This is a genomic window from Streptomyces cylindrosporus, assembly GCF_022698165.1.
Taxonomy (GTDB): Bacteria; Actinomycetota; Actinomycetes; order Streptomycetales; family Streptomycetaceae; genus Streptomyces; species Streptomyces cylindrosporus.
This window is the reverse complement of record NZ_JALDAY010000002.1, coordinates 22,002-47,312: the sequence shown is the minus strand read 5'-3', so window position 1 is coordinate 47,312 and position 25,311 is coordinate 22,002. Positions and strand designations below refer to the sequence as shown.

Sequence of the window (25,311 nt, the reverse complement as noted above, 5' to 3'; positions counted from 1 at the left end):
GGGGCTGCCGGGTTGGCTTACCGCTCCAGATCCTCGGGATGTCTGCGCAGCAGATACGTGTCCATGATCCAGCCCTTGCGCTCACGGGCCTCCGCCCGCAGCCGCTCGATCCGTGGGGCGGCCTCGGCGATCGGGCCGGAGGCGAGGATCTCGTCCGGGGTGCCTATGTAGGCGCCCCAGTAGATGTCGATGTCTTGGTCGGCGTACTGCCGGAAGGTCTGGTGCGCGTCCAGCATCACCACGACGTCGTCCACCCCCTCAGGGAACCCCTCCGCGAGCCGCCGCCCGGTGGTGATCTGCACGGGGCGGGCGACGCGGTTCAGCCCTGTCCGGTGCCGGGCGACGAGCGCGGAGACGCTGCTGATGCCGGGCACGACGACGTACTCGAACTCGACACCGCCACGCTCCCGGACCTCCTCGAGAATCCCGATCGTGCTGTCGTAGAGCGCCGGATCCCCCCACACGAGGAACGCGCCGCTCTCCCCGTCCCCCAACTCCTCTGCGATCAACCGCTCGTAGATCCCGGCCCGGGCACTGCGCCAGTCCCCGACGGCGGGGGAGTAGTCGGCCCCGCCCGCCTTCCGGTCCCGCTCCGGGTCGGTGGCCTCCACCACCCGGTACGGCTGCCCCTCCGGTATATGCGCGTCCAGCATGTCCCGGCGGAGCCGCGTGAGATCGCTCTTCACCTCGCCCTTCTCGAGGATGAAGAACACGTCCGTACTCCGCAACGCCTTGACCGCCTGCAACGTGAGCTGCTCGGGGTCGCCCGCACCGATACCGATGACATGAATCTTTCGCACCCCCCGAGTCTGCCGCACGCCACTGACAACGGGGACACCGCGTCGGGGCTGGTGGGGGGGCTTGGTCTTTCGCGATGGCGGCGGGGGGAGGGGGAGGACGTCGGGTGGTGTGGGGGAGGGGAGCGCGGAGCATGGGACGCACCGAGGGTCAGAGGGGGGCAAGCTCAAGGGGCGGCGGGGATCGGGAGCGGGGAACGGGGACCAGGGAGCGAGTGTGTCGTCGGCGGGATTGCGAGGGTGGGCGTGAGTGGGGTGAGTGGGCGACGTGCCGGGGGCGTCGAGGCGTGCCGCGCCGCCCCGAGATGTCGGCGCCGTGTCGGCGCCCCTACCGCCCTCCGCGACGCGACCCTGTCACGTCCCCGCCCCCCTGAGCCTGGGCGCCCGCGCCCCGGCATCCACAAGCCCGCAGTCCCCGCCCTCCCCGCCACCCCGCTCAACCTCGTCCGCCAGCGCCCGCGCCCACGCGACGACCCCGGGAAGATCCATCCCGTAAGGCGCGCGTTCCCCCGAATCCTCCACCCACCGCTCGACCGCCCCGGCCCCCCGCCGCAGCAACCGCGCACCCCCGGTCACATTCCCGCGGGCGGAGTGCGTGAGCCCCACCGCCAGCTGAGCCATCCCGCGCCACAGCTCCCGTTCCCGCTCCGGCCCCGACTTCCAGGCGTCCTCGAACACCTCGTGCGCATGGAAGGGTTTCCCGGCATCGAGCAGCTCCTGCGCCTCGGCCACGGTCTGCTCGGGCGCCCGTACGACCCCCTCGGGCTGCCGGGAGACCCCCTGCGCGCCGTAGGGCAACGGCCGCCCGAGCCCGTCCCGCGGCCGCGCGTTACGAGCCCGCCCCTCACTGTCCCGATCCCGCGCATCCCGCACGAGGCTCTGATCGCCCCCGTCCCGCACCCCGCGCGCCGGCCGGTCGCGGTCCCGATCCTGCACAGCGCGCGTCTCTTCCTCGCCCTCCCGGTCCCGTACATCACGCGTCTTGCCCTCGTTGCCGCGCTCCCAGGAGTCGCGCGTCTCGTCCCCGCCCTCCCCGTCCCGCACCCCGCGAGCCAGACCCTCATCGTTCCGCCCCGCGGCGGTGCCCGCGAGGCCCTCGCCCCGCCCCCGCGCGGCGCGCGCCCCGCCCCCCTCGTCCCGTCCCCGTGCACCCGGCGTTCGTCCTGACGATGTGCTGGCCATGCACCGATTGTCCCGCGCCCCGGCGCCCCGCTTTCGGCCGGGCCCCCGACGTGGGGTAAAGTGCTGTCCGCGCGATCACGCGGTTCACCGCGGGCAGCGCACCGGGACGTGGCGCAGCTTGGTAGCGCACTTGACTGGGGGTCAAGGGGTCGCAGGTTCAAATCCTGTCGTCCCGACGGTGCGAAGGGTCTTCGCAGGCGAGAGCCTGCGGGGCCCTTTCGCGTGGGCCACTCCCGAGCCGCCGAACCGCGTCACAGGGGTCCACCGAGCCCCAAACCGCGGCACACCTCAATCAGCCCACCTCAATCCGCGCGCTCAATCCAGGCACCCCAAGCCACGCGCCCCAATCCACAAGCGCCGAGCCCCAAGCCTGAGCACCCAGCCCGAGCCCGCAGGCCGCATGCCCGAGGCCTGCGTCCGAGCCCCGCGCCTCGTGCCCCGCGAAACCACCCTCCCGTCCCCGCGCCTCCTGCCCCGCGAGGCCACTCCCCCTCCTCGCCTCCGGCCCTGCGAGGCCACTCTCCCGTCCCCGCGCCTCCTGCCCCCGAGGCGACTCTCCCCTCCTCGCCTCCGGCCCTGCGAGGCCACTCTCCCGTCCCCGCGCCTCCTGCCCCCGAGGCGACTCTCCCCCTCCCCGCCTCCTCCCCCCGAGGCCACCGTCCCCCTCCCCCCGCCGCCCCCAATTCACCCGCGGCGGGCGAAGACGGCATCGGTCCGCCCGGTGATGTTCTGGGCGGGCGGGGTGTCGGCCCCGAAGGGAGCTTCGATCATGCGACGTTATCCCCCCATCGCGGACCACGGCCTCATCGGCGATCTCCAGACCGCCGCACTCGTCTCCTCGGACGGCACGGTCGACTGGTTCTGCGCACCGAGGTTCGACTCGCCGAGCGTGTTCGCCTCGCTCCTCGACCACGACCGCGGCGGTCACTTCACCGTCTCCGCCGACACCGAACGCCCCCCGGTCCAGCTCTACCTGCAGGACACCGCGATCCTGGTGACCCGATTCCTGGCCACCGAGGGCGTCGGCGAGGTCGTCGACTTCATGCCGGTCGAGCGGCCCGAGCAGGCGGCGGACCGGCACCGGCTCGTCAGGATCCTGCGGGTGACGCGCGGCCGCGTCCGCTTCACGCTCGCCTGCCGCCCCCGCTTCGACTACGGCCGCGCCACGCACCGCGTCGAGCAGACCGAGGACGCCCTCCACTTCGACGGCACCGGCGGCCACGCCGTACTGCAGACGAACGGTCCCGTCCGGTGGACCCGGGACGGAGATGACGTGACCGGCGAAGTGGTGCTGAAACAGGGGGAGTTCGCCGCCGTCGTACTGACCGTGGGAGCCGAGCGCATCGGGCCGCTGCCCTCGCGCACCCAGGCCGACGTGATGGCGCTGTACGAGCGCACCCGCGACTACTGGCACGCGTGGAGCCGCCGCAGCCGCTACCGCGGGCGCCGGCAGGACATGGTCAACAGGGCGGCCATCACCCTGAAACTGCTCACCTACGCCCCCACCGGCGCACCGGTCGCCGCGCCCACCATGGGACTGCCCGAGCAGATCGGCGGCGGCCGCAACTGGGACTACCGCTACACCTGGGTGCGCGACGGCTCGATGTCGGTGGGCGCGCTGCTGGGGATCGGCCACGTCGAGGAGGCGTACGCCTTCCGCACCTGGCTCGGTGACCGGATCCGGGCCGGGCGGACCGTCAGCGGCGACCCCCTGCAGATCATGTACCGCGTCGACGGCGACCCGGAGCTGTCCGAGGAGGTCCTCGACCACCTGGAGGGCTACCAGGGCTCCGCCCCCGTGCGGGTGGGCAACGGGGCCGCCGGCCAGCTCCAGCTCGACATCTACGGCGAGGCGGCGCTCGCGCTGTCCGAGGCCGTGCGGGACGCCGGCGAGGTGCCGCCGTACGACGGCTGGCAGGCGCTGAGCGGGGTGCTGGACTGGCTGGTGAAGGCGTGGGACCGGCCCGACGAGGGGATCTGGGAGACCCGCGGCGGCCAGAAGGACTTCACCTACAGCAGGCTGATGTGCTGGGCCGCCTTCGACCGGGGCATCCGCATGGCCCGCGACTTCGCCCGCCCCGGCAACATCGTCGAGTGGAGCGCGGCCCGAGACGACATCCTGCGCCAGGTGATGGAGCGCGGCTGGAGCACCAGCCGCCAGGCCTTCGTCCAGCACTACCAGGACACCACCCTCGACGCCGCCCTCCTCCTCATGCCCTCCGTCGGCTTCATCGCACCGACCGACCCGCGCTGGCTGTCCACCCTGGAGGCGATGGAGCAGGAACTCGTTTCCGACAGCCTCGTCCACCGCTACGATCCCCAGGCCTCCCCGGACGGCCTGCGCGGCAGCGAGGGCACCTTCTCGCTGTGCAGTTTCCTGTACGTCGACGCGCTCGCGCGGGCGGGCAGGCTGGGGCCGGCCCGGTACGCGTTCGACAAGATGCTCACGTACGCCAACCACGTCGGCCTCTTCGCCGAGGAGATCGGCCCCACGGGAGAGCAGCTCGGCAACTTCCCGCAGGCCTTCACGCACCTGGCGCTGATCACGGCCGCGCTCTCCCTCGACCACGCGATGGACCAGGTCGCTTGAGTACCGGACAGGCTCGCTGCGACCCGGCCACCACCGGGTCGCACCGCGCCGAACACAGGGCGCACGCCGACTACACCGGCGGTGTCTACGGCTCGATGCTCGCCGCCTCCGTGGTCGTGGGCGCGGGCGCCGTGGAGTCGTTCCCGCGCCTTCGGCTGGTGCTGCTGCTGTTGTGCACCGGGCTGGCGTTCTGGCTGGGTCATGTGCACGCCCAGCTGTTCGGGGCGCGGATGGCCCAGCGCAGCCTGGACCGGAAGGCGGTGCTGGAGGTGTGCCGGGACGAGTGGCCGATCGTCAAGGCGGCCGTTCCGCCGGCCGCCGCTGTGGCGGTGAGCCCCCTGCTCGGCCTCGAACTGCAGGGCGCCCTCTGGCTGGCCCTCTCCGTCGCGGTGGCGGGGCAGGTCGGCTGGTCGGCGGCCGCGGCCCGCAGCGCCGGTGCCTCCTGGCGCCTGGTGACGGTCACCGCCTCGGTGAACCTGCTGCTGGGCCTGCTGATCATCGTACTGAAGATCTTCCTGACGCATTGACCGACTGCGCGCCCACGCACCGACGCGTACGCACCGAGGAGGAGTCATGGGTGAGGAGAGAAGTCATGACGGCGTCACATCGTCCTGAAGCCCGTACCGGACCGGAACCGTTGCCCGATCCGTCGCCCCCCGCAGCCCCCGCGGGTGACCCGTCCGAGGTCCTGGCCGGCCTCGGCGGGTCGTGGCTCTGGCTCCTGGGCTCCGCGCTCGCCACGCTCGTACCAGGTGTCCTGGTGCTGGTCTGGCCGGACGAGACCCTGCACGTGCTGGCCGTCCTCATCGGCCTCTACCTGCTGGTGATCGGCGCCTTCCGTTTCGTGGCGTCCTTCGCCCGCGAGGACCACGGCGAACGCCTCACCGGCCTGCTGGTGTCGATGCTGTACGTCCTCGCCGGCGTCCTGTGTCTGCGCAACCCGCTGCAGACCATCGCCACGCTCTCCCTGATCGTCGGGATCGTGTGGCTGGCGTCCGGCATCCTCACGCTCTACACGGCCATCGCCGCCAAGGGCCTGCCGCACCGCGGCTTCCTCTTCGGGGTGGCCGTGCTCGCGATCGTCGCGGGCGTGGTGGTCCTGGCGATGCCCGCCGAGTCGGCCCGCGCCCTGACCCGCTTGGTCGGACTGTGGCTCGTGCTGCTCGGGCTGGCCGAACTGGTGCTGGCCCTCGCCTGGCGGGCCAGGCTCACCCGCTCCGAGTGAGGCCGAGGGCGCCTTGGCGTGGGCACGGTGATGACGGCAGGAACCGGTGCCGCGTGTGCGGCCTGGACGAGGAGAGGCTGTGAGTGCGCCGATGTACCTCGCTTACGACTATCCGCTGTTGAACGTCTTCTGGACCATGCTCTGGTTCTTCCTGTGGATCATGTGGTTCATCCTGCTCTTCCGGATCGTCGTGGACGTCTTCCGCGACGACGCCATGAGCGGCTGGGCCAAGGCCGGCTGGCTGGTCTTCGTCCTCCTCCTGCCCTTCCTGGGCGTCTTCGTCTACGTCATCGCGCGCGGCAAGAACATGGGCCGCCGGGAGGCGGCGCAGGCGCGCGGGCAGCAGCAGGCCTTCGACGACTACATCCGCCGCACCGCCCAGAGCACGGAGCCCCGCCACAGCAGCGCCGACGAACTGGCGAAACTCTCCGAGATGCGCACCCGCGGCGACATCACGGACGACGAGTTCCGCAGGGCGAAGGACCTGGTCCTGACGGACTACGGGCCGGTGGGACCGGGGCAGCGCCCGACCGCGACGGCCGGGTCGACGACGGGGGCGGCCCGGCAGTGAGGCCTACCGCGCCGTGAAGCGGTCGAGCAGGGCGTCGAGACCGGCGGCCAGCTCCGCGGGGCCGCCGTGCTCGGCGAGCGCCGGGGCCGCCTCGCGGAGCCTCGGCAGCTCCTGCACCGGCATGCGGTGCAGCCCCAGCCGGAACGCGGGATCGGTCTCCTCGGGGTTGTCCACCATGGCGCGCAGCTCCACGAAGACGTAGCCCAGAACCCAGCTGGTGCAGGCCCGGAAGACCGCGACGGCCTGCTCCTCCTCGAATCCGGCCGCTTCGAGCAGGCCCAGGATCCGTTCGTGGTCGCGGAGAACGGCCAACGGCCGCCGGGCCATCGGCACCGCCAGCATCCGGGTCGCCAGCAGCGGCACCGCCTGGGGGTGCGCCAGGGCCACCTGATAGGTGGCCTCGGCGATCCGGTGCAGCTCGGCGCGCCACGCGGGGCCTCGGCGACGGCGGCCCGACCCGGCGTCACCGGGGCCGGCCGCCAGACGCTCCTCCAGCTCGGTGTAGAGGGCCTCGACCAGGCCGTCCAGCAGTCCGTCCTTGCCGTCCGCGTACCGGTACAGCGCCATGGCCTCCACGCCCAGCTCGGCACCCACCTTGCGCATGCTCAGCGCCGAGAGGCCCTCGCGGTCGACCAGCTCCAGAGCCGTGGCCAGCACCCGCTCCCGGCTCAGCCGGCCGTACCGCCCCTGGTCCCCGGCCCGCCTGCCGGGCGCCGGTTTCTTTTCCTTCGCCATGCCATGCCCCTCGGGGATGCGATGCCCGTATACGAAGTAAACATGCATGGTAAGCGTAGCGTGACGAAGCATCCGAGGTGTGCTCCCAAACGGCCATATACCTTGATAATTGGTACAATTGACGGAATAGAAGCGAGCTGGGAGCACGTCGTGAGCCCAGAACAGGAAGAACTCGTCACGGTCGTCGGTGCCGGGCCGTACGGCCTGGCCGCGGCTGCTCACCTCAAGTCCCGCAAGGTCCCGCTGCGTGTCTTCGGCGAGCCGATGGACGGCTGGCGATCACATATGCCGGAGGGCATGTACCTCAAGTCGTCCCCCTTCTCGTCCTCCATCTCCGCGCCGGAACCAGGGTGGGGGCTCGCGGACTTCTGCGTCTCGGAGGGACGGCCACCCAGAGGCGAGCGGGCCCCGGTGCCCATTGCCGAGTTCATCCGGTACGGGCTCTGGTTCCAGCAGCACTGCGTACCCGAGCTCGAACGGGTGGCGGTGCGCCGTATCGAGAAGGCTCCCGGCGGAGGATTCCGGGTGGTCCTGGACTCCGGTGAGGAGTTCGGCAGCCGCGCGGTCGTGGTGGCCACGGGCATCGTCGAGTTCGCCCATGTGCCGCCCGTCCTCGCGCGTCTGCGGGAGGGCGGACTCGTGTCCCATACGGCGGACCATGTGGATCTGTCGCGGTTCGAGGGACAGGACGTGGTGGTGGTCGGGGCCGGGCAGTCGGCGCTGGAGAGCGCCGCGCTGCTGCACGAGGCCGGTGCGCTGCCGACTGTCGTCGCGCGTGCCGGCTCGGTGGTCTTCGGCTCGCCACCGCCCGTGGACCGGCCGGTCGAGCGTTCGCTGCGGGAACGGCTGATGTACCCGAACTCCCTTCTGGGAGACGGCTGGCCGCTCGTGGCCTGCAGCAGGGGTCCGGCCCTCTACCGCCACCTTCCCGGTCCCGTCCGGGCCCACTTCCTGCGTACCGTCCTCGGTCCCTACGGGGCCTGGTGGCTACGGGACCGGGTCGACGGACGGTTCTCCGTGCGGCGCGGCTGCCGCATCCGCTCGGCGGTACCCGAGGCGGGCGGCGGTGTGCGGCTTCAACTGGAGGGCCCGGCGGGTGACGCCCTGACGCTGCGGGCCGACCATGTGATCGCCGGTACCGGCTACCGGGTGGACCTCGACCGGCTGGAGCTGCTGAGTCCCGGGCTGCGGCGTGAGGTGGCCAGGACCGCCGGTGCCCCTCGGCTCTCGGCGGACTTCGAGGCCTCGGTCCCCGGTCTGTACTTCACCGGGCTGGCCGCCGCCCCGACGTTCGGCCCCCTGCTGCGGTTCGTCTCCGGAGCCGGGTTCGCCGCCCGGCGCATCAGCGCGGCGGTGAGCGAAAGGGGCGGCGGAGCGGGCGTCCTCACGCGGGTTGCCGGGGGCGCAGCGGCCTGGTGACCCGCCGCGCGACCGTGCCGCCGAAGCGCACCGACTCGGCGACCGCCGGCCAGGGGTCGTCCCAGCTCAGCCAGGCCCGCTCGGTTCCGCGCCGGGGCAGCACCGCCGATGGGAGCCGGCGCTCCTGCCAGGCGCCGATGGCGGCGGACAGCACGTCCAGCTGGCCCACGACGAACATCCGGCCGTACGACTGATGCGCGTGGGGGATCCGGCAGCCGGTCAGGTCCAGGTACATCGCCCGGACCACGTCCACGCCGTGCGCGTCCTCGAAGAGCCGGAACTGCGCACCGACGCGTGGATTGAAGTCGACGAGCTTGTACCGGCCGTCCCGCCGGTCGTAGCGCCAGTCGAGATCGGCCACGCCGCTGTACCCGATTCGCCGGCACAGGTCCGCGGCCAGCCGGGCGAGAGGCGGGTTGGCCCAGGCCCAGGCCCTGGTGGTGGCCCCGCTGCGCACCGGCCAGGAGCGGACCTTGTACCCGGTGAACACGGCCTCGGGCGTGCCGTGCGCCCCGCAGTAGAGGTGGGTGATCCAGTCCTCGGCCTCGGACGGCGGAATGTACTCCTGCATCAGGACCGACGGCGCCTCGCAGGATCCGATCAGGGTTAGCAGTTCGTCCTCGTCGTGGACCACGGTGGTGTGTCCCACCACGGGGGAGCGCACCCTGGTGTAGGCCTCCAGGTTCTTCAGCACCACGGGATAGCGCAACTCGCGGGCGAAGGCGACCAGTTGTGCCCGGTCGGCGGGAGCGTGGGCACGCGGTGTCGGCACGCCGTGCTCGATGCAGATCCGGCGCATGCCCTCCTTGCTCGCCAGCCTGCGGGGCAGGCCGGGCGGCACCGGAGGCAGCAGGAACCACTCCGCGAGGCGTTCGGCATGCTCGGCCAGCAGTACGGCCGACTCGTCGTCGGTCGGCACGGCGACGGCCCTGCGTCCGATCTCGCGGCCGATGCCGGCCAGTGTCGAGGCGAGGGCCTCCGGGTCCTCCAGGCCCGTCGTCGGCACGACGAACCGGCCGGTGAGATGACGGGAGACGGCACAGGGGGTGAACCGGTCCTCGACCAGGGCGTAGACGGGGACGCCGGCCCTGCCCAGGCTCCGCAACGCCCCGAGACAGCCGTGGTTCTGCGGGGAGCGGCCCACTTTCACCAGCAGGGCGGGCACATCGTGATCCATGGCGGCCTCGGTCCGTTCGTCAGTAGGCACCGGTCCCGCGGACCACCGCCCCGGGGGTACGCGCCAGGATCCGCAGGTCGAGTGCGGTCGACCAGTTCTCCACATAGCTCGTGTCGAGCCGCATCCGCTCGTCCGGCGGGAGGTCGGAGCGGCCGCTCACCTGCCACAACCCGCTCAGCCCCGGTTTCACCAGCATCCGGTGTCGTCGGAACTCCTCCGGCAGGCCGACCACCTCGTCGGGTGGCAGCGGGCGCGGTCCGACGAGCGACATCCGGCCCGCCACCACGTTCAGCAGCTGCGGGAGTTCGTCCAGCGACCAGTGGCGCAGAAAGGCGCCGACCCGGGTGATCCTCGGATCGTCGGTGATCTTGAAGAACGCTCCGTCGCCGTACTGGTTGAGTCCGGCGAGTCCGGCCTTGCGCTGCTCGGCGTCCCGGCACATCGTGCGGAACTTCAGCAGGGTGAACTCCCGGCCGTGCAGTCCCACCCGGCTGTGCCTGAACAGTGCCGGACCCGGGCTGTCGAGCCGTACGACCAGGGCGATGAGCAGCAGCAGCGGTGACAGGAGGAGCAGGCCGACTGCGGCGAGTAGACGGTCCGTCAGTTCCTTGGGGATGCGGGGGAGCCGGGAGAGCGTGGGTCCGTGCAGTGCCATCAGGGGGAGCCCGGCGACCGGTGTCACGGCCAGCCGGGCCGCCGCCACGTCCGCCAGCACCGGCGCGAGCAGGAGCTCGACGCCCTCGCCCTGGAGCTCCCAGGACAGCCTCCGCAGCAGGTCGGCGTCCAGCCAGGGCCCGGGCAGCACCACGACAGCGTCGCAGCCGGTGCGCCGTACCGCTTCGAGGGTGTCCTCCGCTCCACAGGCGCCGACGGCTTCGAGCTCACAGGTGCCTCCGTCTCGCAGCAGGGCCGTGAACACGGCCACGGCGCCGTCAGGTCCGACCACTAGGGCACGCTCCAGACGCAGGCCGCGGCGCCACCCCGCCCGGATCCTCGACTGCCGCAGCCCGCGCAGCACCAGAGCGACCGTCACCGCGATGGGCAGCGCGAACAGCGTGTCGTGCAGCAGTTCGGCTCCGGGCGAGAACCACCACGCCACGCTCGCGGCCACGGCGACGAGCCCGGCGGCACTGAGCACGCGATGAAACTCGTCCGTCCCGGCCCGCAGACAGTGCTGCTCGTACGCCCGCTGTGTCGCCAGGGACAGCAGCCAAGCGGCGGGAAGGACGGCGGGCACCGGCCACCGGTCGAAGAGCACGAGGACGGCAAGGGATGCCGTGAGGGCGGCAAGCGCGTCCATGGCCAGGAACGGGACCACCGGCACATGGCAGCCGCTGCTTCGACGCGGTGTGCCGTCGAGGCCTCGCTGCGCTCGCGGCGTGTCTTCTCGGGTCGTGCTCAGCGTCGCCATCTGGAAGCACCCCTTGGAACCGAGTGGCCAGACCTGTACGTATACGACGTAAATATACACTCTTGACCGGTCGAGAGCGCGAGGGTGACGATGTACGTATACGCATTAGATGTGCGAAATCGACGCCTGGGAGGTCGTGACATGCGCGGCCGTACCGTCCTGCACATCGCGCAGTCGAGCGAGGGTGGCGTCGCCACCGTGGTCGCCGACCTGGCCGGCGGGCAGCGGGCCAGGGGTGACCGCGTGGTCGTCGCCTGTGTCCCGGGCAGCCGGCTGGCCGCGTCGGCCGCCCGGGCCGGGGTCGAGGTCGTCCCGTGGCGAGCCGTGAGCGCGCCCGGGCGCTCGACCCCGGCCGAAGTGGCAGGAGTACGGCGGATCGTCGCCGCGGTCCGTCCCGACCTCGTGCACCTGCACAGCTCAAAGGCGGGTCTGGCGGGTCGGCTCGCGCTGCGGGGGCGTCTTCCGACGGTGTTCCAGCCCCATGCCTGGTCCTTCTTCGCCGCCGAACGCGGCAGCCCGCTGCACTGGGCCTCGGTGCGCTGGGAGCGGGCCGGGTCCCGGTGGGCGCACCGGCTGGTGTGCGTCAGCGAGGCCGAGCGCGCGGACGGCGAGGCCGTGGGAGTCCGGGCCCGCTACACGGTCGTACCCAACGGCGTGGATCTCGCGCACTTCGGCGCCGCCCGGGACGCCGAGCGGCATGCGGCGCGGGCCGGGCTCGGCGTGGACGAGTCGACGCCGCTCGCGGTGTGCGTCGGCCGGCTGCACCGCCAGAAGGGCCAGGATCTGCTGCTGACCGCCTGGCCGGACATCGAGCGACGGGTGCCAGGGGCCCGGCTCGCCCTGGTCGGGGACGGACCCGCCCGCGCGCCGCTGGAGCAACGGGCGCCCGCCACGGTCCGCTTCGCCGGCGATGTCGCCGACCCGCGGGACTGGTACCTCGCGGCCGATCTGGTGGTGCTGCCGTCGCGGTGGGAGGGGATGGCACTCGCTCCGCTGGAGGCCATGGCGTGCTCCTGCCCGGTGATCGTGAGCGACGTACCGGGAGCCAGGGAGTCCCTCCCGCCCGGGTACGCCCCGACCGGCCTGGTGCCGCCCGGGGACACGAGGGCGCTGGCCGACGCCGTCGCGGCGCTGCTGGCCGACCGCGAGGGCTGCCGGTCACTGGGCAAGCTGGCGCGGGCTCATGTCTGCGAACAGCACGGCGTGCAGCGGGTGGTGGAGCGGATGGACGCCGTCTATGAGGCGGCTCACCGGGATTGGCGTCGCGGTCGTTCACGGCCGGGGCGCGCGGCCGATCATTGAGTGCAGGGTCGAGCGCAGCGCTGGGGCGCGGCCGGACAGTCGGCGCAGCGCGGGGTAGGCCCGCCAGGTCTTCATCCGGAAGGTCGTATCGGTGTCGATGGACGTGATGTCGACACGGGGGACGGCGAACCGCCCCGCTCCCTCGTGCACGCTGAAGGCCAGCTCGAAGCCCGCCTCGGCCACGGCCCGGCGCGCCGCGAGGTCGTGGTCCCCGTACGGGTAGGCGTACGCGCGGGGCTTGCGGCCCGTGAGCTCGGCCAGCGTCCGGGCGGCGTCCGTGACATTGCGGGCCAGCGTCCCGGGATCGGCACCGGACAGATGGCTGTGGTCCCACCCGTGGCACTCGACGTCCAGGCCCGCCGCGGCCAGCTCCCGCACACCGTCGACGTCCACCAGTGCCTCGTCGGGCATCTCGGGCATCCACTCCGACCTGCCGCCGAGCAGGCCGGTGAGCACGAACACCGTGGCGGGCACGCCCAACTCCCGCAGTACGGGCAGCCCTTCGTCGAGGAAGGCCTGGTAACCGTCGTCGAAGGTGAGCAGCACGCTTCGCCGCGGAGTGTCATTTCGGAGGTAGGCGTCGAGCGTGAGCGGTGTCCAGCCGCGGTCGAGCAGGGCGGAGAGCTGTCTGCGGAGGGTGTCGGGCGGGACGAAGAGGTTGTGCGGGTCGTGTGCCGCCGTACGGGTGCCGACCGCGTGATACATCAAGACCCGTGTCTCTCCCATCAGTCCTCCCCGGCGGCCCGGCGGGCGGCATAGCGGACACCCACGGTGACCCAGGCGGCGATCAAGACGGCGGCGGCGATCGCGATGGTCAGCAGCAGCGGGCGGGAAGGCTTGCGGTCCGCGGCGTCCGGATCGGCGGGAGCGGTCACCTCCCCCGTGATCAGCCGGTCGTGGTCGGTGGCCGTGGCGACCGCGGAGGCGATCGAGTTGGCGGCGTTGGCGGCCTGATCGGCGTTCCTGCCCGTCACCGTGATGTCCACGTTGGCCGTCTCCTGCTGCACCGCCACCGACAGATCGTCCCGGAGCTCCGACGTCGTCATGTCGCTCCGGCGGGCCGCCAGTTCCAGATTCGCCGTCGAGCCGGCCACGACGGCGTACTTGGTGGCCGCCAGCCGGACGATGTCGGCGCTGACGTTGGGCAGCGAGCGCGGTGCGAGGGACACCGTGCTGGTGGCCGCGTAGCGGGTCGGCTGTTCTGCGATCACGATCAATCCGGCGCCGAGCACGACCAGTCCCGCCAGCAGCCCGGCCAGGATCGCGCGGGTCGTCGGACGGACGGCCCGATGGGTTCTCCCGCCCTGATCGTCGCTCTGCGGCCGGGACGGGGAGCCGGGCGTCGCCGACGCTGTCAGTCTCTTCATTTCGGCCACCTTCGGATCGTCGCCGCTCGGCATCGCCGACCGGGTCCGGGCACACGCCGCGAGCAGGCCGATGACCAGCCACGTCATCGCTCCCAGCACGGGGTTGCGGAGGGGATAGTCGACAACTCCCTCGGCGACCACGGCGGTCAGCGCGGCGGCGGCCGCCGCCGACACGCCGGCCTCCACCGGGTACGCCGGGGGAGAAGCGGTCGCACGGGGACCGCGCGGGAAGTGCGTGGGCGCGGGACGGTTGCGCAGGGCTTCCCGCACGCCGAAACCGATCGCGACGACCAAGGCCGCCACCCCCAGGACGCCCTGCTCCGCGCCCACGGTGAGGTACAGCACGTGCGCATGCACGACCTGTCGTACGTCGGTGAACTGGGCCAACCCCTGTGCTGCCGCTGTCGGAAAGGCGGCGGGGCCACTGCCGAGCACCGGGCTCTGGGCCATCTGCCGCAGCGCACCGGCCCATGCCGCGGGCCGCTCGTCGAAGGGACTGCGTTCGCCGGTGAAGATGGTGGCGAAGCGGTCGACGAAGACAGAGGAGCCCGATGTCGCCGGCTCGGCCACCAGCAGGGCCAGGACGACCACGCCCACCGTCAGAAAACAGATCAGCAGCGGCCGACGGGCCCCGCGAAGCAACGCCACCAGGACGACCAGACCGGCGAATGCGCCGATCCAGCCTCCTCGGGAGAGGCTGAGCACCAGAGCCGTCAGCGCCAGAACCGAAGCGGTCCCGCACAGCACGACCAGTGCCCTGTACCCCCGGCGCAGGGCGACAACGGCCATGGCAAGGCTGAAGCACAGCATCATGGCGGTACACAGCCCGAGTTCGTTGGGCTGGGCGAAGATTCCCGTCGGCCGGTTCCCGACGATCGTCGAGTCGAATCGGGCTTGCAGATTCGGAAGGTCGACGAGCACGCTGCCGCACAGCACCGCCCCGCCGACGACCACCGCCATCGCCGACACGAGAAGGTCGCCGCGCCGGGCCGTCGCCGCCACGACGGCCGCCGCGAGGGCCAGTCCGGCCACGTAGTTCATGGTCTGCAACAGTGAGATGCGCGGGGCGACGCTCGTGAGCGTGGACAGCAGCGCCGATACGACCAGCAGTGCCGACGCCGCGAGCACCGGCGACCGTCCGAGGCTTCGGCCCCGACCCCCGATGCGCGCCGCGAGCACCACCAGGGCCGCCCACACGGCCAGCACCTGTGCGGCGTTCGTCGACAGGGGCAACCCGATGCTCCCGGCCGGAAGCAGCACGGCGAAGGCGGCCACGGCCAGCACCGGTCGGCGCAGGGCGGCGACCGTGAACAGAATCATCAGCGGCACCAGGACGAGGACACCGAGACCGAGCGGAGCACTTCGCCCGGAGACCCAGACAGCCGCCGAGGCGAGCACGACGCCGCAGCCGACGACCGGCGGAAAGCTTCGTTCGAGTGCCCTCGTCGCTGTCATCGGACCGGGCCCCGTCGCGCGTCGTCCACCGCCTGCCGGGCTGTTCGGACACGCCCGGCCAGCCCTCGAGCGAAACCCGCCGCCCGCGCGGCCGAGAGGCCGCCGACGACCGGCGGAACGAGCGGTAGAGCGCCCCAGTTCCCGCGCCGGACAGCCCTGCTGACCGGTGCCGCGAGCCAGACACCGACCACCCCGGCTGCCGCCGGCCGCAGTCGAGGACGCCTCAGCGCCGCCCCCAGGACGCCCCCGTACACGGCCGCCCGGACCATGGCACCGGCCAACTGGCCGCCATCAGCCTGGAGTCCGAGCTCCTCACCCAGCCGCAACGCCGTTTGCACGGCCACGGGCAGCGGCGCCGGCTGCTCGCGGCCGACCTCGGCCGAGCCCACGACGGCCACCCGGTGGCCCGCCCGCGCCGCCGCTCGCCCGAACAGCACACCCATGCCCGGCACGTTCTGCTCACGGAAACCGCCGACGTCCTGCCAAGCCCGGAACGTGAAGGCCGACGAACCCCCGGCGGGGCCGGTCGCGCCGAACCCGCCGCCGAAGAGCACGCGGCGCGTGAGCGACCAGGGTCCCGGAGGGCGCCGAACCTCCTCCGGCAGGGGATACACCGTGGCCATGGCTTGGGCGAGGGGCCCATGGCCGGTCACCCGGCAGACACCGACCAGCAGTTCGGCCGGCTCCGGCTCCGAGGCCGCCGCCCGCATCCGGTCCAGCCAGTCCGGCGCGGGCACGCATTCGGCGTCGGCACAGAGGATCAGGGTGTTGGCCGCTGCCCGGACACCCGTGTCGTACCCGGCCCCAGGGCTCGTGCCGGGACACGGCACCAGCCGGACCCGAGCATCCCGGGAGGCCCAGGCGGCCACCCGCTGAGCCGTGCGGTCGACGGAGCCACGATCCACCACCACGATCTCGTCGCCGTCGACGGTGAGTTGGAGCAGAATCCGCTCCAGGAGCCCGTCGATCCTCGGACCCTCGTCCAGCACCGTGACCACCACCGACACCGGTGTCGTTCCCGTCAGTCCGGCACCCGTCAGTCCCGCGGCCCGGGACAGCGTCTGCGCCAGCAGGGCCGCGCACCGGGCCGGACCGGGATTGTCCGCCGTCCGGCGTCGCCCCGCACGCCCCATGGCCGCCCGGGTGTCCGCGTCCGAGAGCCGGAACAGGGCGTCGGCGACTCTGGCGGGCTCGGCGGGGGGCACCGCGATCCCACCAGGAGGCGCCGCGGACGGACCGGCCACCCGGTCGGCCACGGAGCCGGGCCCGGTGGTGATCACCGGCACGCCGTTGAGCATGGCCTCGATGGCGGTTCCGCCGAACGCCTCCTGGCCGGGACCCGTTCCGTCGGGCTTGGTCAGAACGGCGACGGAGTCGGCCGCGGGGATGATCCGCCACGCGTCCTGCACCCAGCCGGCGAAGTCCACTCGGTCCGCCACGCCCAGCTTCCCGGCCAGGGCGGTGAGCCGTTCGCGTTCACCCGGATCGCTCGGGTCCGCAGGGCCCACCACGGCCAGCCGCCACCGCGCGCCACCGGGAAGGGCGAGGGCCGCGATCGCGTCGTCCACGCCCTTGTACGAGACCAGCCGGCTGATGGTGAGCAGCAGCCGCTCGTCGCCGTCGAGCCGAGCGCCGCGCCGGGACAGCTCCGCGCGGGCGGCCGTGCGCGGCAGCGCGCTTCCGCTCGGCGCGGGCACCGGCACCAGCGCCGCTCGGGGGTGGTGGGAGGCGGCGATCAGTCCCGGCTCGGTGCCGATGCAGGCGTCGGTGACGGTCGCCAGGACCCGGGTGAGGAAGCCGTCGTAGGAGTGGTCGTGCTTGGCCCAGACACAGGGAACTCCGGTGAGCCGGGCGGCGGGGGCGGCCACCGTGGCGGCCTTGACGCCATTGGCGAGGATCACGTCGGGTGCGTCCGCGCGCAGCCGGCGTGCCAGCCAGGAGGCGGTGCCTGCGAGAGCGCGGACGGATCGACCGGTGGGGCGCAGGACATACGGAATGCCGCGGCCGGCGAATTCGTCGCGCAGTGGCCCGTCGGCCAGCATCACGACGTTGACGTCGAGCCGGTCGGTGACGTCCAGCAGGGAGAGCAGCCAGAGTTCGGCGCCTCCGATGACCCCGTACGGCGCCACGACGGCGACGCGCAGCGGACGGTTCATGCGATCCTCCCGCGCCGGAGCATTCTGCGCAGGACCTGCACCTGCTTCGGATCGACGCGCTGGGTGACGAACAGCCAGGCCGGCACGTACACGACGGCCGCGGCGAACACGGCGGGCACGAACGGCCACGGCGCCAGCAGTGGTCCGCAGGCGAGGGCGGAGGCCGTCACGGAGGCCAGCATGGCTCGTGGCAGCCTGGGCGTACCCGCCCTGGCGCGTCCCAGCAGGATCAGGGCGGCCGCATAGACCCCGTACGACAGCGAGGTCGTGAACGCGGCGGCGATCCCGCCGTAGGACGGGATGAGGGCGAGGTTCAGGCCCGTGTTCACCGCCAGCGCGATCAGGGAGCTGGTGAGGGCCCGCAGGGTCGGACCCGCGGCGACGATGGCGTACGAGGCGAGGTAGGACACGCCGTAGAGAAAGGGGGCCGGGGCCAGCCAGGCCAGCATTCCGGTGCCCGCGTCGGCGAACTGGTGGCCGTACAGAACGTCCAGTACCGTGTGCCCGCGGCACCACAGGAGTACCGCGTACGGCACGAACACGGCGGCCATCATGCTGATGCCCTGTTCGCTGAAGTGCCGGATCCGCTCCGGTTCGGGACTGCTCGCCATCAGGGGGAAGATCGTGCGGGCGGCCACGAAACTGACGAACAGCGTGGTCTCCAGCAGCCGGTAGGTGGCGGCGTAGATGCCGACCTCGCTCGGGCCCGCGAACCAGCCGATCATCACCGTGTCGATCCGGAACAGCACCATCAGCGCGAGAGAAGCGACGCCGATCACCCACGTACCCCGGTTCAGGTCCACCAGACCCGCAAGGGACATCTCCCGCCAGCGGGGTCCGTAGCCCGTGCGGCGCATGAGCACTGCCGCCGTCACCGGCCCGACGACGGTCCCGGCGAGAAAGGCCACCGCGAGCCCGGTCAGTCCGGTGTCGGCGAACAGCGCCAGCAGCGCCGCGCCCGCGGTCAGCAGCCGCTGAGCCAGGTGGACGGCGGCCATCATGCTCTGCCGCTGCAGCGCGGCGGCAGCGGAGCGGTAGGCCTCCGTGTACGTGTCCATCAACACGGCGGCGACGATGAGCAGCCCCGTGGCGGTCCCCTGTTCTCCGGACAGTGAGGTGAACCCGGAGAGTCCGCCGATGACCGCGAAGACCAGGACGACGAGGAGCGTGCGCATCGCCAGGAGTTCGGCGAGCAGCTCCCGCAGGCGCGACGGGTCGGCACTGGCCCGCTGGATCACGACGATGTCGTACCCCCACTGCGGCACCACCGCGGCGAGCGTGCCGATGGCCAGAGCGTAGGAGAACACGCCGAAGTCGGCTACGCCCAGCAGCCGGGCGGCACCCACCGTGAGGATCAGCATGGACAGCTTGCCGATGATCTCGGCGATACCCAGAGTCAGGGCCGTGCGCGCGGTGTGGACCGGTCTGTCGTGTGGGAGCCGGTGGCCGACGGGGGTGGGATGTCCGTCTCCGGTGTCGTGACGGGGCGGTCGGCGGGACCACATCAGTCCGAGCCACGGTGTGCCCTGGCAGGCCGCTGATGCAGCGGGAGCGGGCACCCGTCCCAGCCCCGTGGCGGTCTGGGTGCAGCAGCTCCACCGCAGATGGTTCACCGTCGTCGACCTTGGCCTCGGTCTCCCGAGTACGTATGGATCAATGGTTGCTCATCGGCCACGACGCTGCCAGCGGTGGCCCCGCGGGCCCGGTGGCGGAGCGCGGTCACGGCGCGACGGAGCGCGTCGAAGGCGGGTTTCGCCCGCCCGTCGGCGCGGCGCAGGCCGAAGAAGTTCTCCACCGTGGACGTGTCGGTCCCCGGATCCCGGTCGGTGTACCAGATCAAGGCCCCCACATGGGGAGTGTCGACCGCCGTGCGGACCACGTCCGCCGCGATCAGGGCCTGCCGCTGCTCGGTCACATGGCCCGGCCCGTTCGTCGGCGCGCCGAACTCGGTGATCCACACAGGAGTGTCGGGCATGGCGTGCGCCGCCAGCACGCCGTGCAGGCTGGGGTGTGCGCGGTTGATGCCGTCCCATTCCGTGCCCGGAGGAACTCTCGCGCTCGCCAGCCGGGAGTAGGTGTAGGGGTGATAGCCCACAGCGTCGAAGAGCCCCTTGCCGCCATGCGCCAGTACGGCCGCGAGAAAGTCCGGTGCCGATACGGCGCCCTCGGTACCGGCCGCGGAGAGCCCACCGAGGACGACCTTGGCCGACGGGTCCACACGGCGCAGGGCCCGGCTCGTCGCCCGCAACAGCGTCGCGTACGCGGTCGCGTCGGGCGCCGGGTGCCAGAAAGCCGGGATGTTGGGCTCGTTCCAGATTTCCCATGTGCCGATGCCTCGCCGCGTGTACCGGGCGGCCGCGGCACCGGCGAAGGCGGCGAAGGCCTCGGGGTCGGCAGGCCCGCACTTGCTGTCGGCGCAGCGCCCGGCCCGCGCCCACGCCGGGGTGTAGGCAAGTACGGGCAGCACGGTCAGGCCGCGCGCCTCGGCCGCCGTGACGACCCGGTCGAACAGACCCCATCGATACCGGTCGGGCCCGTCGGCCTGGACGTCCTGCCAGGACAGATCCGCCCGTACCCACCGTGCGCCCACCGCGACGGCGTCGTCGAGCGAGGCCGCGAGATCCCTGTCGGACATCCAGACGAGCCGGTCACCGTAGGCGATGCCCAGGCGCAAGGAGGTGTGCGAGGAGGCCCGTGGGGTGCAGCCGGCGGCCAGGAGCGCCCCGGCCACCAGCAGGACCAGTGCGGTCCGGGCGATCCGAGGGCGGCGTCCATGGAGGTACATCACCACGCGCACCAGCCTCGAACTCGGCGATGAATGGGGTGAATTGCGCGGGTGTTGACTCCACACCCGCATGCGTCGAAAGTGTATGTATACGTTGTAAATCTACTTCTTCCGGGCGTGACGCGCATGGCGACCCGATGGACGCAGTGGGAACCCAGGCGCCGGACCCACCGGCGCCACCGCCTCCTGCGCGTGCTGCTGGTGCTGGGCCTCGCCACCGTGCTCGCCGTGCTCGGCCTGGGCGCCGGTGCCGTCTGGTGGGGTACCGACCACTACGGCGACCAGGTCGCCCGCATCCCCGACGCCTTCCCCTCCGGCCCGCGTCCGCCCGGGTCCACCGCGCACGACGGCGGTACGACCTTCCTGCTCGCCGGCGTCGACAGCCGCTCCGAGCGCCCGACCACGGGCAGCGCCGCCACCGCGCGCTTGTGGACGTACGGAGCACAGCGCAGCGACACGCTGATGCTGGTGCGTCTGAGCGGCGACCGGCGCGCGGTCCACGTGATGTCCATCCCCAGGGACAGCTGGGTGCCGATCCCGGGGCATGGCTCGGCGAAGATCAATGCCGCGTTCTCCTGGGGCGGACCGCCTCTCATGATCCAGACGGTGGAGCGGCTGACCGGCAGCCGCGTCGACCATTTCGCGGTCATCGACTGGAACGGCTTCCGCGCCCTGACCGACGCCGTCGGCGGCGTGACCGTCACCGTCCACGAGAACTCGTACGACTCGGCGCGGCACCGGCACTGGACGGCCGGCACCCATGTCCTGCACGGCGCCGACGCGCTCGCGTACGTCGGTCAGCGCCACGGCCTGCCGCGTGGCGACCTGGACCGGATCGAGCACCAGCAGCAGTTCCTGCGCGGCCTGGTCGGCGAGATCCGCGGCCGGGTCGGCCTCACCGACCCCCTAGGCACCGCGCGGATGCTGGACGCCATCACCCGCACGGTGAGCGTGGACGACCGGATGTCCAACGGCGACCTGCGCGACCTCGTGTTCGGCCTGCGCCACCTCGACGCCGCGGACGCGCACTTCTCCACCGCGCCGGTCGCCGGCTCGCGGACGATCGGCGGGCAGTCCGCGCTGATCCTCGACCGGGAGCGGCTGCGGGCCCGGTGGCACGCGGTGGAGGCGGGTTGATCCGGGCCCGTGCGGTTGACCCCGGGAGGCCATCGGGCGAAGATGTGTGTATACGTCGTAAACGTACGGTTGAAGGTACGTTTCTCTCGCAGTGGTGACGGGTGATGCGGAATCGGATGTCCCCGCAGATGGCGCCGACGGTGGAGCTGCCGCCACCGTCGGCGCCCCACCTCCGGTCCACCGCACCGGGGCGCAGGGACCGCCTCCGGCCATGAGCGCACCCATAGAGACCTACGCCCTCCTCAGCGACCTGGAGACCGCCGCCATGGTCGGCCGGGACGGGTCCGTCGACTGGCTGTGTCTGCCGCGGTTCGACTCGCCCGCCTGCATGGCCGCGCTCGTGGGGAACGAGCGGAACGGGTTCTGGCGGGTCGCGCCCCGCGGGGGCGGGGGCTGTGACCGGCGGGCCTACCGGCCCGACACGCTGGTGCTGGAGTCGCGGTGGGAGACGGCCACCGGCGCGGTGCGGGTCGTCGACTTCATGCCGCCCCGCGGCGGACTGCCGTGTCTCGTCCGGATCGTCGAGGGGCTCGCGGGCGAGGTGGCCATGCGCAGCGAGCTGCGGCTGCGCTTCCATCAGGGCCGGGTCGTGCCCTGGATCCGGGCCGTCGACCGGTGCGCGGTGGCGGTCGCCGGGCCGGACGCCGTCTGGCTGGGGGCCGACGGGCCCGTCGAGGGGGCGAGTGGCGGGCAGGGCACCGTCCACGACTTCACCGTCGCCGCCGGACGGCGCCTCGCCCTCACCCTCGTCTGGTCGCCCTCCCATCTGCCCGAACCGCCCGCACCGCTCGCCGTCCCGGCCGAGACGCTGCTGAAGGAGACCGCCGACTTCTGGCGGCGGTGGGCCGGACAGTGCCGTTACGACGGCCCCTGGCGGGATGCCGTGGTGCGGTCGCTCATCACGCTCAAGGCCCTCACCTACGCCCCCACCGGCGGCATCGTCGCCGCGCCCACCACCTCGCTGCCCGAGCGCGTGGGCGGCGAGCGCAACTGGGACCACCGCTACTGCTGGCTGCGCGACTCCACCCTGACCCTGTCCTGCCTGCTGCGCAGCGGCTACCGCGAGGAGGCGACCGCCTGGCTGGACTGGCTGGTGCGGGCCATCGCCGGCGACCCCGCCGATCTCCAGGCCGTCTACGGCGTCGGCGGGCAGCGGCTGCTGCCGGAGACCGAGGCGCCCTGGCTCTCCGGCTACGAGGGGTCCCGGCCCGTGCGGTTCGGCAACTCGGCGGTGAAACAGTTCCAGTTGGACGTGTACGGCGAAGTCCTCGACGCCTTCTGCCTGTCGCTGCGGGCCGGGATCCCGATGCCCGCCCACGTCTGGGACCTGGTCGAGGCGATGATGGGCCATCTGCTGCGGCACTGGCGGGAACCCGACCAGGGACTGTGGCAAGTACGCGGACCGGGACGGCAGTTCGTCCACTCCAAGGTGATGGCCTGGGTGGCCGCCGACCGCGCGCTGGAGATGGGCGCACTGCTCGGCCGCAACGGCTCCACCGGCGAATGGCGGGCCATGCGGGACGCGGTGCACCGCGAGGTGTGCCGGGAGGGCTGGGACGCCGGACAGCGGTCCTTCGTCCAGTCCTACGGCTCCCGCGCCCTCGACGCCTCCGCGCTGCTGATGCCACGGCTCGGCTTCCTGCCGGCCCGCGACGAGCGGGTGCGCGGCACCGTCCGCGCCATGCGGCGGCTGCGGCACGGCGGGTTCATGAGGCGCTACGCCCCCGACGGCCGGGGCGAGTTCGGCTCGGAGGGCGTCTTCGTCTCCTGTTCCCTCTGGTACGCCGACGCCCTCGCCGCCACCGGCCGGCTCGCCGAGGCCCGCGAGGCCTTCGAGCGCGTGCTGGGCGTCCGCAACGATGTCGGGCTGCTCGCCCAGCAGTGGGATCCGGACGCCGGACGCCAACTGGGCAACGCACCACAGGCGTTCAGCCACCTCGCCCTGGTGGAGACCGCCTTCACTCTGGATGCTCGGAGTTCGGGCGGCGCGCGGCCCCGGCGTACCCGTGCGGGTTGAGCTGCTGGAACCGCCAGGCGTCCCGGCACATGTCCGCCAGGTCCCGGGTCGGACGCCAGCCCCACGCCCGCGTCACGGCACTCGCGTCGGAGACCAGCGCGGCCACGTCGCCGGGCCGGCGCGGGCCGATCTCGTACGGAACCGGGCGGCCGACGGTCTCGGCGAACACGGCGACCACGTCCAGGACCGAACTGCCCTGCCCCAGGCCCAGGTTGAAGACCCGCATGCCCGGTGCGTCGACCAGGTGGTCGAGGGCCACCCGGTGGGCCTCGACGGTGTCCATCACGTGGATGTAGTCGCGGATCGCGGTGCCGTCCGGGGTTGGATAGTCGCCGCCGAAGACCCGCAGCCGCTCCCTGCGGCCGTCGGCCACCCGGGCGACGTTCGGCATGAGGTTCTCGGGCACGCCCAGCGGGTCCTCGCCGAGCAGTCCGCTGGCGTGAGCGCCGGTCGGGTTGAAGTAGCGCAGGCACAGCACCGTGTACTCGGGGCAGCGGCGGCACACGTCGGCCAGGATCTGCTCGCACAGCCACTTGGAGGCCGCGTACGGGTTGGCCGGCCTGGCCGGGGTGGTCTCGTCGAGGAGCCCGCCGCCCGCGTCGCCGTAGACCGAGCCGGAGGAGGAGAAGACCAGCCGGTGCACACCGTGCTCGTGCATCGTGCGGAGCAGGGCGGTGGTGCCGCCGACGTTGGTGTCGTAGTACTCGATCGGCGTCCCGGTCGAGCGGCTCGCCGACTTGAGCGCGGCGAAGTGCATGACCGCGTCCACCGGGTGGCGGTCGAAGACCGCCGACAGGGCGCGCCGGTCGCGGATGTCGAGCTCGTACACGGCCCCCACGAAACGGCCCGCGATCCGCTCGACCCGCGCGAAGACCTGGGGCGTGCTGTTGGTGTAGTCGTCGACCACGATCACCTCGTAGCCGTGGTCGAGGAGCTCCACGCAGGCATGGCTGCCGATGAAGCCGGCGCCCCCGGTGACCAGGACGGTGGACGGAGCCCACGGCGAACCCGCCCCCTGGCGCGCCCGTGCTCGCCGCTCCTGATCCACGGTGCCTCACCGGCCCTCGCGGGGTGGACGTCGTGACGTAACGCCGTATGTTTACGACGTATATGTACGACTCTGCGCCCCTCGTCCCTCCCGAGTCAAGGGGACAGGGGCGCGGGCGCCGGGTCAGGGCCGGACGAGCAGCTGGAAGTCGAAGGCGTAGCGGGAGGCCCGGTAGATGTGGGTTCCGTACTCGACCGGGCGGCCCGTGTCGTCGTACGCCGTGCGCTGCATGGTCAGCAGGGCGGCGCCCGGCTGCTCGTCCAGCCGGGCCGCCTCCTCGGGGGTGGCGGAGCGGGCGCCGATGGTCTGGCGGGCGCTGTGCAGGGTGATGCCGGCCGTGCGCATCATCCGGTACAGGCCGGTCGCCTCCAGACGGGACGAATCCAGGTCGAGGAGGGTCGCGGGGAGGTAGTTGCACAGCAGTGCGACCGGCTGGCCGTGGGTGAGGCGCAGGCGCTCCAGGGCGATCACCTCGCCGCCCTCGGCGATGCCGAGCGCGGCGGCGACATCGGCGGACGCCGCCTCGCGCTCGTTGCGCACCACCTGGGTGGTCGGGCCCTGGCCGGCCGCCTCCAGGTCGTCGTAGAGACTGCTCAGCTCCAGGGGGCGTTTGACCTGGCTGTGCACCACCTGCGTGCCCACGCCCCGGCGCCGCACCAGCAGGCCCTTGTCGACCAGGGACTGGATGGCCTGGCGGACGGTGGGTCTGGACAGGCCGAGGCGGGTCGAGAGGTCGATCTCGTTGCCCAGGAGGTTTCCCGGGGCGAGTGCCCCGTGCTCGATCGCCGCCTCCAGCTGCTGGGCGAGCTGGTAGTAGAGCGGTACCGGACTGCCCCGGTCCAGGGCGAAGTCCAGGGAGTCGAGCGCGGGGGCGTTCGCGGCACGGGTCGCGCCACGGGTCTTCGCCATGGACGTACCTCCCTCCGTTGAGTTCTCC

General features: G+C 72.5%; 20 protein-coding genes and 1 tRNA gene. 9 read left to right on the top strand and 12 right to left on the bottom strand.

What is annotated here, in order from left to right; all coding sequences use genetic code 11:
* Nucleotides 1-17: 17 nt before the first annotated feature.
* The gene (gene cobF, locus MQP27_RS05165; protein ID WP_242761636.1) at nucleotides 18-800 is read right to left on the bottom strand and encodes a precorrin-6A synthase (deacetylating); all 783 of its coding nucleotides are present in this window, start codon (nucleotides 798-800) and stop codon (nucleotides 18-20) included.
* A 351-nt stretch (nucleotides 801-1,151) separates the two neighbouring features.
* Nucleotides 1,152-1,697, bottom strand: coding sequence for a DUF309 domain-containing protein (locus MQP27_RS05160; RefSeq protein ID WP_242763564.1), 546 nt, complete (start codon nucleotides 1,695-1,697; stop codon nucleotides 1,152-1,154).
* A gap of 384 nt (nucleotides 1,698-2,081) precedes the next feature.
* On the opposite strand from MQP27_RS05160, the gene MQP27_RS05155 reads away from it, so the two are divergent.
* The 5 genes from MQP27_RS05155 (at nucleotide 2,082) to MQP27_RS05135 (ending at nucleotide 6,365) form a co-directional block, all read left to right on the top strand.
* Nucleotides 2,082-2,155, top strand: a tRNA-Pro gene (locus MQP27_RS05155).
* Nucleotides 2,156-2,748: 593 nt separating this feature from the next.
* Entirely contained in the window at nucleotides 2,749-4,569 is a 1,821-nt protein-coding gene (locus MQP27_RS05150; protein ID WP_242761634.1) for a glycoside hydrolase family 15 protein, read from the top strand.
* On the top strand, nucleotides 4,566-5,096 hold the full coding sequence (locus MQP27_RS05145; protein ID WP_242761632.1) for a hypothetical protein: 531 nt from the start codon (nucleotides 4,566-4,568) through the stop codon (nucleotides 5,094-5,096). The genes MQP27_RS05150 and MQP27_RS05145 overlap by 4 nt, the downstream gene beginning before the upstream one ends.
* A 65-nt stretch (nucleotides 5,097-5,161) precedes the next feature.
* Nucleotides 5,162-5,794: an HdeD family acid-resistance protein gene (locus MQP27_RS05140; protein ID WP_242761630.1), complete on the top strand. Its 633-nt coding sequence runs from the start codon at nucleotides 5,162-5,164 to the stop codon at nucleotides 5,792-5,794.
* Between the two features lie 79 nt (nucleotides 5,795-5,873).
* Nucleotides 5,874-6,365 (top strand): SHOCT domain-containing protein, encoded by a 492-nt coding sequence (locus MQP27_RS05135; RefSeq protein WP_242761628.1) that lies wholly within the window; start codon nucleotides 5,874-5,876, stop codon nucleotides 6,363-6,365.
* Nucleotides 6,366-6,368: 3 nt separating this feature from the next.
* Here MQP27_RS05135 and MQP27_RS05130 read toward each other — a convergent pair whose 3' ends face one another.
* On the bottom strand, nucleotides 6,369-7,100 hold the full coding sequence (locus tag MQP27_RS05130) for a TetR/AcrR family transcriptional regulator (protein WP_242761626.1): 732 nt from the start codon (nucleotides 7,098-7,100) through the stop codon (nucleotides 6,369-6,371).
* A 150-nt stretch (nucleotides 7,101-7,250) separates the two neighbouring features.
* On the opposite strand from MQP27_RS05130, the gene MQP27_RS05125 reads away from it, so the two are divergent.
* Nucleotides 7,251-8,519 (top strand): NAD(P)-binding domain-containing protein, encoded by a 1,269-nt coding sequence (locus tag MQP27_RS05125; protein ID WP_242761618.1) that lies wholly within the window; start codon nucleotides 7,251-7,253, stop codon nucleotides 8,517-8,519.
* Here the strand turns inward: MQP27_RS05125 and MQP27_RS05120 are convergent.
* Both MQP27_RS05120 and MQP27_RS05115 read right to left on the bottom strand, forming a co-directional pair.
* Entirely contained in the window at nucleotides 8,485-9,696 is a 1,212-nt protein-coding gene (locus MQP27_RS05120; protein ID WP_242761616.1) for a carboxylate--amine ligase, read from the bottom strand. The two genes, MQP27_RS05125 and MQP27_RS05120, sit on opposite strands and share 35 nt — an antisense overlap.
* A 19-nt stretch (nucleotides 9,697-9,715) precedes the next feature.
* On the bottom strand, nucleotides 9,716-11,107 hold the full coding sequence (locus MQP27_RS05115) for an exopolysaccharide biosynthesis polyprenyl glycosylphosphotransferase (protein WP_242761614.1): 1,392 nt from the start codon (nucleotides 11,105-11,107) through the stop codon (nucleotides 9,716-9,718).
* Nucleotides 11,108-11,248: 141 nt separating this feature from the next.
* On the opposite strand from MQP27_RS05115, the gene MQP27_RS05110 reads away from it, so the two are divergent.
* A complete protein-coding gene (locus MQP27_RS05110) occupies nucleotides 11,249-12,409 on the top strand; it encodes a glycosyltransferase (RefSeq protein WP_242761606.1) in 1,161 nt (386 codons plus the stop codon).
* Here MQP27_RS05110 and MQP27_RS05105 read toward each other — a convergent pair.
* From MQP27_RS05105 to MQP27_RS05085, 5 genes are read right to left on the bottom strand one after another with little or no spacing between them, the layout of a single operon-like run.
* Entirely contained in the window at nucleotides 12,380-13,135 is a 756-nt protein-coding gene (locus MQP27_RS05105) for a polysaccharide deacetylase family protein (RefSeq protein WP_242761604.1), read from the bottom strand. The genes MQP27_RS05110 and MQP27_RS05105 overlap by 30 nt on opposite strands.
* A complete protein-coding gene (locus MQP27_RS05100) occupies nucleotides 13,135-15,231 on the bottom strand; it encodes an O-antigen ligase family protein (protein WP_242761602.1) in 2,097 nt (698 codons plus the stop codon). The genes MQP27_RS05105 and MQP27_RS05100 overlap by 1 nt, the downstream gene beginning before the upstream one ends.
* The gene (locus MQP27_RS05095; RefSeq protein WP_242761600.1) at nucleotides 15,228-17,387 is read right to left on the bottom strand and encodes a glycosyltransferase; all 2,160 of its coding nucleotides are present in this window, start codon (nucleotides 17,385-17,387) and stop codon (nucleotides 15,228-15,230) included. Before MQP27_RS05095 ends, MQP27_RS05100 begins: the two co-directional genes overlap by 4 nt.
* Nucleotides 17,384-19,000: a flippase gene (locus MQP27_RS05090; RefSeq protein WP_242761598.1), complete on the bottom strand. Its 1,617-nt coding sequence runs from the start codon at nucleotides 18,998-19,000 to the stop codon at nucleotides 17,384-17,386. The genes MQP27_RS05095 and MQP27_RS05090 overlap by 4 nt, the downstream gene beginning before the upstream one ends.
* Entirely contained in the window at nucleotides 18,997-20,172 is a 1,176-nt protein-coding gene (locus MQP27_RS05085; RefSeq protein WP_242763562.1) for a cellulase family glycosylhydrolase, read from the bottom strand. The genes MQP27_RS05090 and MQP27_RS05085 overlap by 4 nt, the downstream gene beginning before the upstream one ends.
* Nucleotides 20,173-20,298: 126 nt before the next feature.
* Between MQP27_RS05085 and MQP27_RS05080 the strand changes: the two genes are divergently transcribed.
* Nucleotides 20,299-21,309 (top strand): LCP family protein, encoded by a 1,011-nt coding sequence (locus MQP27_RS05080; RefSeq protein WP_242761596.1) that lies wholly within the window; start codon nucleotides 20,299-20,301, stop codon nucleotides 21,307-21,309.
* A 211-nt stretch (nucleotides 21,310-21,520) separates the two neighbouring features.
* Nucleotides 21,521-23,326, top strand: a complete 1,806-nt coding sequence (locus MQP27_RS05075; RefSeq protein WP_242761594.1) for a glycoside hydrolase family 15 protein — start codon at nucleotides 21,521-21,523, stop codon at nucleotides 23,324-23,326.
* Here MQP27_RS05075 and galE read toward each other — a convergent pair.
* Nucleotides 23,268-24,266: a UDP-glucose 4-epimerase GalE gene (gene galE, locus MQP27_RS05070; RefSeq protein ID WP_242763561.1), complete on the bottom strand. Its 999-nt coding sequence runs from the start codon at nucleotides 24,264-24,266 to the stop codon at nucleotides 23,268-23,270. The two genes, MQP27_RS05075 and galE, sit on opposite strands and share 59 nt — an antisense overlap.
* Nucleotides 24,267-24,497: 231 nt before the next feature.
* On the bottom strand, nucleotides 24,498-25,283 hold the full coding sequence (locus MQP27_RS05065) for a GntR family transcriptional regulator (protein ID WP_242761592.1): 786 nt from the start codon (nucleotides 25,281-25,283) through the stop codon (nucleotides 24,498-24,500).
* Nucleotides 25,284-25,311: the final 28 nt, after the last annotated feature.

Excerpts from the sequence above, each read along its gene's own strand:
- MQP27_RS05150 (WP_242761634.1), top strand. The coding sequence starts at position 2,749 with ATGCGACGTTATCCCCCCATCGCGGACCACGGCCTCATCGGCGATCTC.
- MQP27_RS05140 (WP_242761630.1), top strand. The coding sequence starts at position 5,162 with ATGACGGCGTCACATCGTCCTGAAGCCCGTACCGGACCGGAACCGTTG.
- MQP27_RS05130 (WP_242761626.1), bottom strand. The coding sequence starts at position 7,100 with ATGGCGAAGGAAAAGAAACCGGCGCCCGGCAGGCGGGCCGGGGACCAG.
- MQP27_RS05120 (WP_242761616.1), bottom strand. The coding sequence starts at position 9,696 with ATGGATCACGATGTGCCCGCCCTGCTGGTGAAAGTGGGCCGCTCCCCG.
- MQP27_RS05115 (WP_242761614.1), bottom strand. The coding sequence starts at position 11,107 with ATGGCGACGCTGAGCACGACCCGAGAAGACACGCCGCGAGCGCAGCGA.
- MQP27_RS05110 (WP_242761606.1), top strand. The coding sequence starts at position 11,249 with ATGCGCGGCCGTACCGTCCTGCACATCGCGCAGTCGAGCGAGGGTGGC.
- MQP27_RS05105 (WP_242761604.1), bottom strand. The coding sequence starts at position 13,135 with ATGGGAGAGACACGGGTCTTGATGTATCACGCGGTCGGCACCCGTACG.
- MQP27_RS05100 (WP_242761602.1), bottom strand. The coding sequence starts at position 15,231 with ATGACAGCGACGAGGGCACTCGAACGAAGCTTTCCGCCGGTCGTCGGC.
- MQP27_RS05095 (WP_242761600.1), bottom strand. The coding sequence starts at position 17,387 with ATGAACCGTCCGCTGCGCGTCGCCGTCGTGGCGCCGTACGGGGTCATC.
- MQP27_RS05085 (WP_242763562.1), bottom strand. The coding sequence starts at position 20,172 with ATGTACCTCCATGGACGCCGCCCTCGGATCGCCCGGACCGCACTGGTC.
- MQP27_RS05080 (WP_242761596.1), top strand. The coding sequence starts at position 20,299 with ATGGCGACCCGATGGACGCAGTGGGAACCCAGGCGCCGGACCCACCGG.
- MQP27_RS05075 (WP_242761594.1), top strand. The coding sequence starts at position 21,521 with ATGAGCGCACCCATAGAGACCTACGCCCTCCTCAGCGACCTGGAGACC.
- MQP27_RS05065 (WP_242761592.1), bottom strand. The coding sequence starts at position 25,283 with ATGGCGAAGACCCGTGGCGCGACCCGTGCCGCGAACGCCCCCGCGCTC.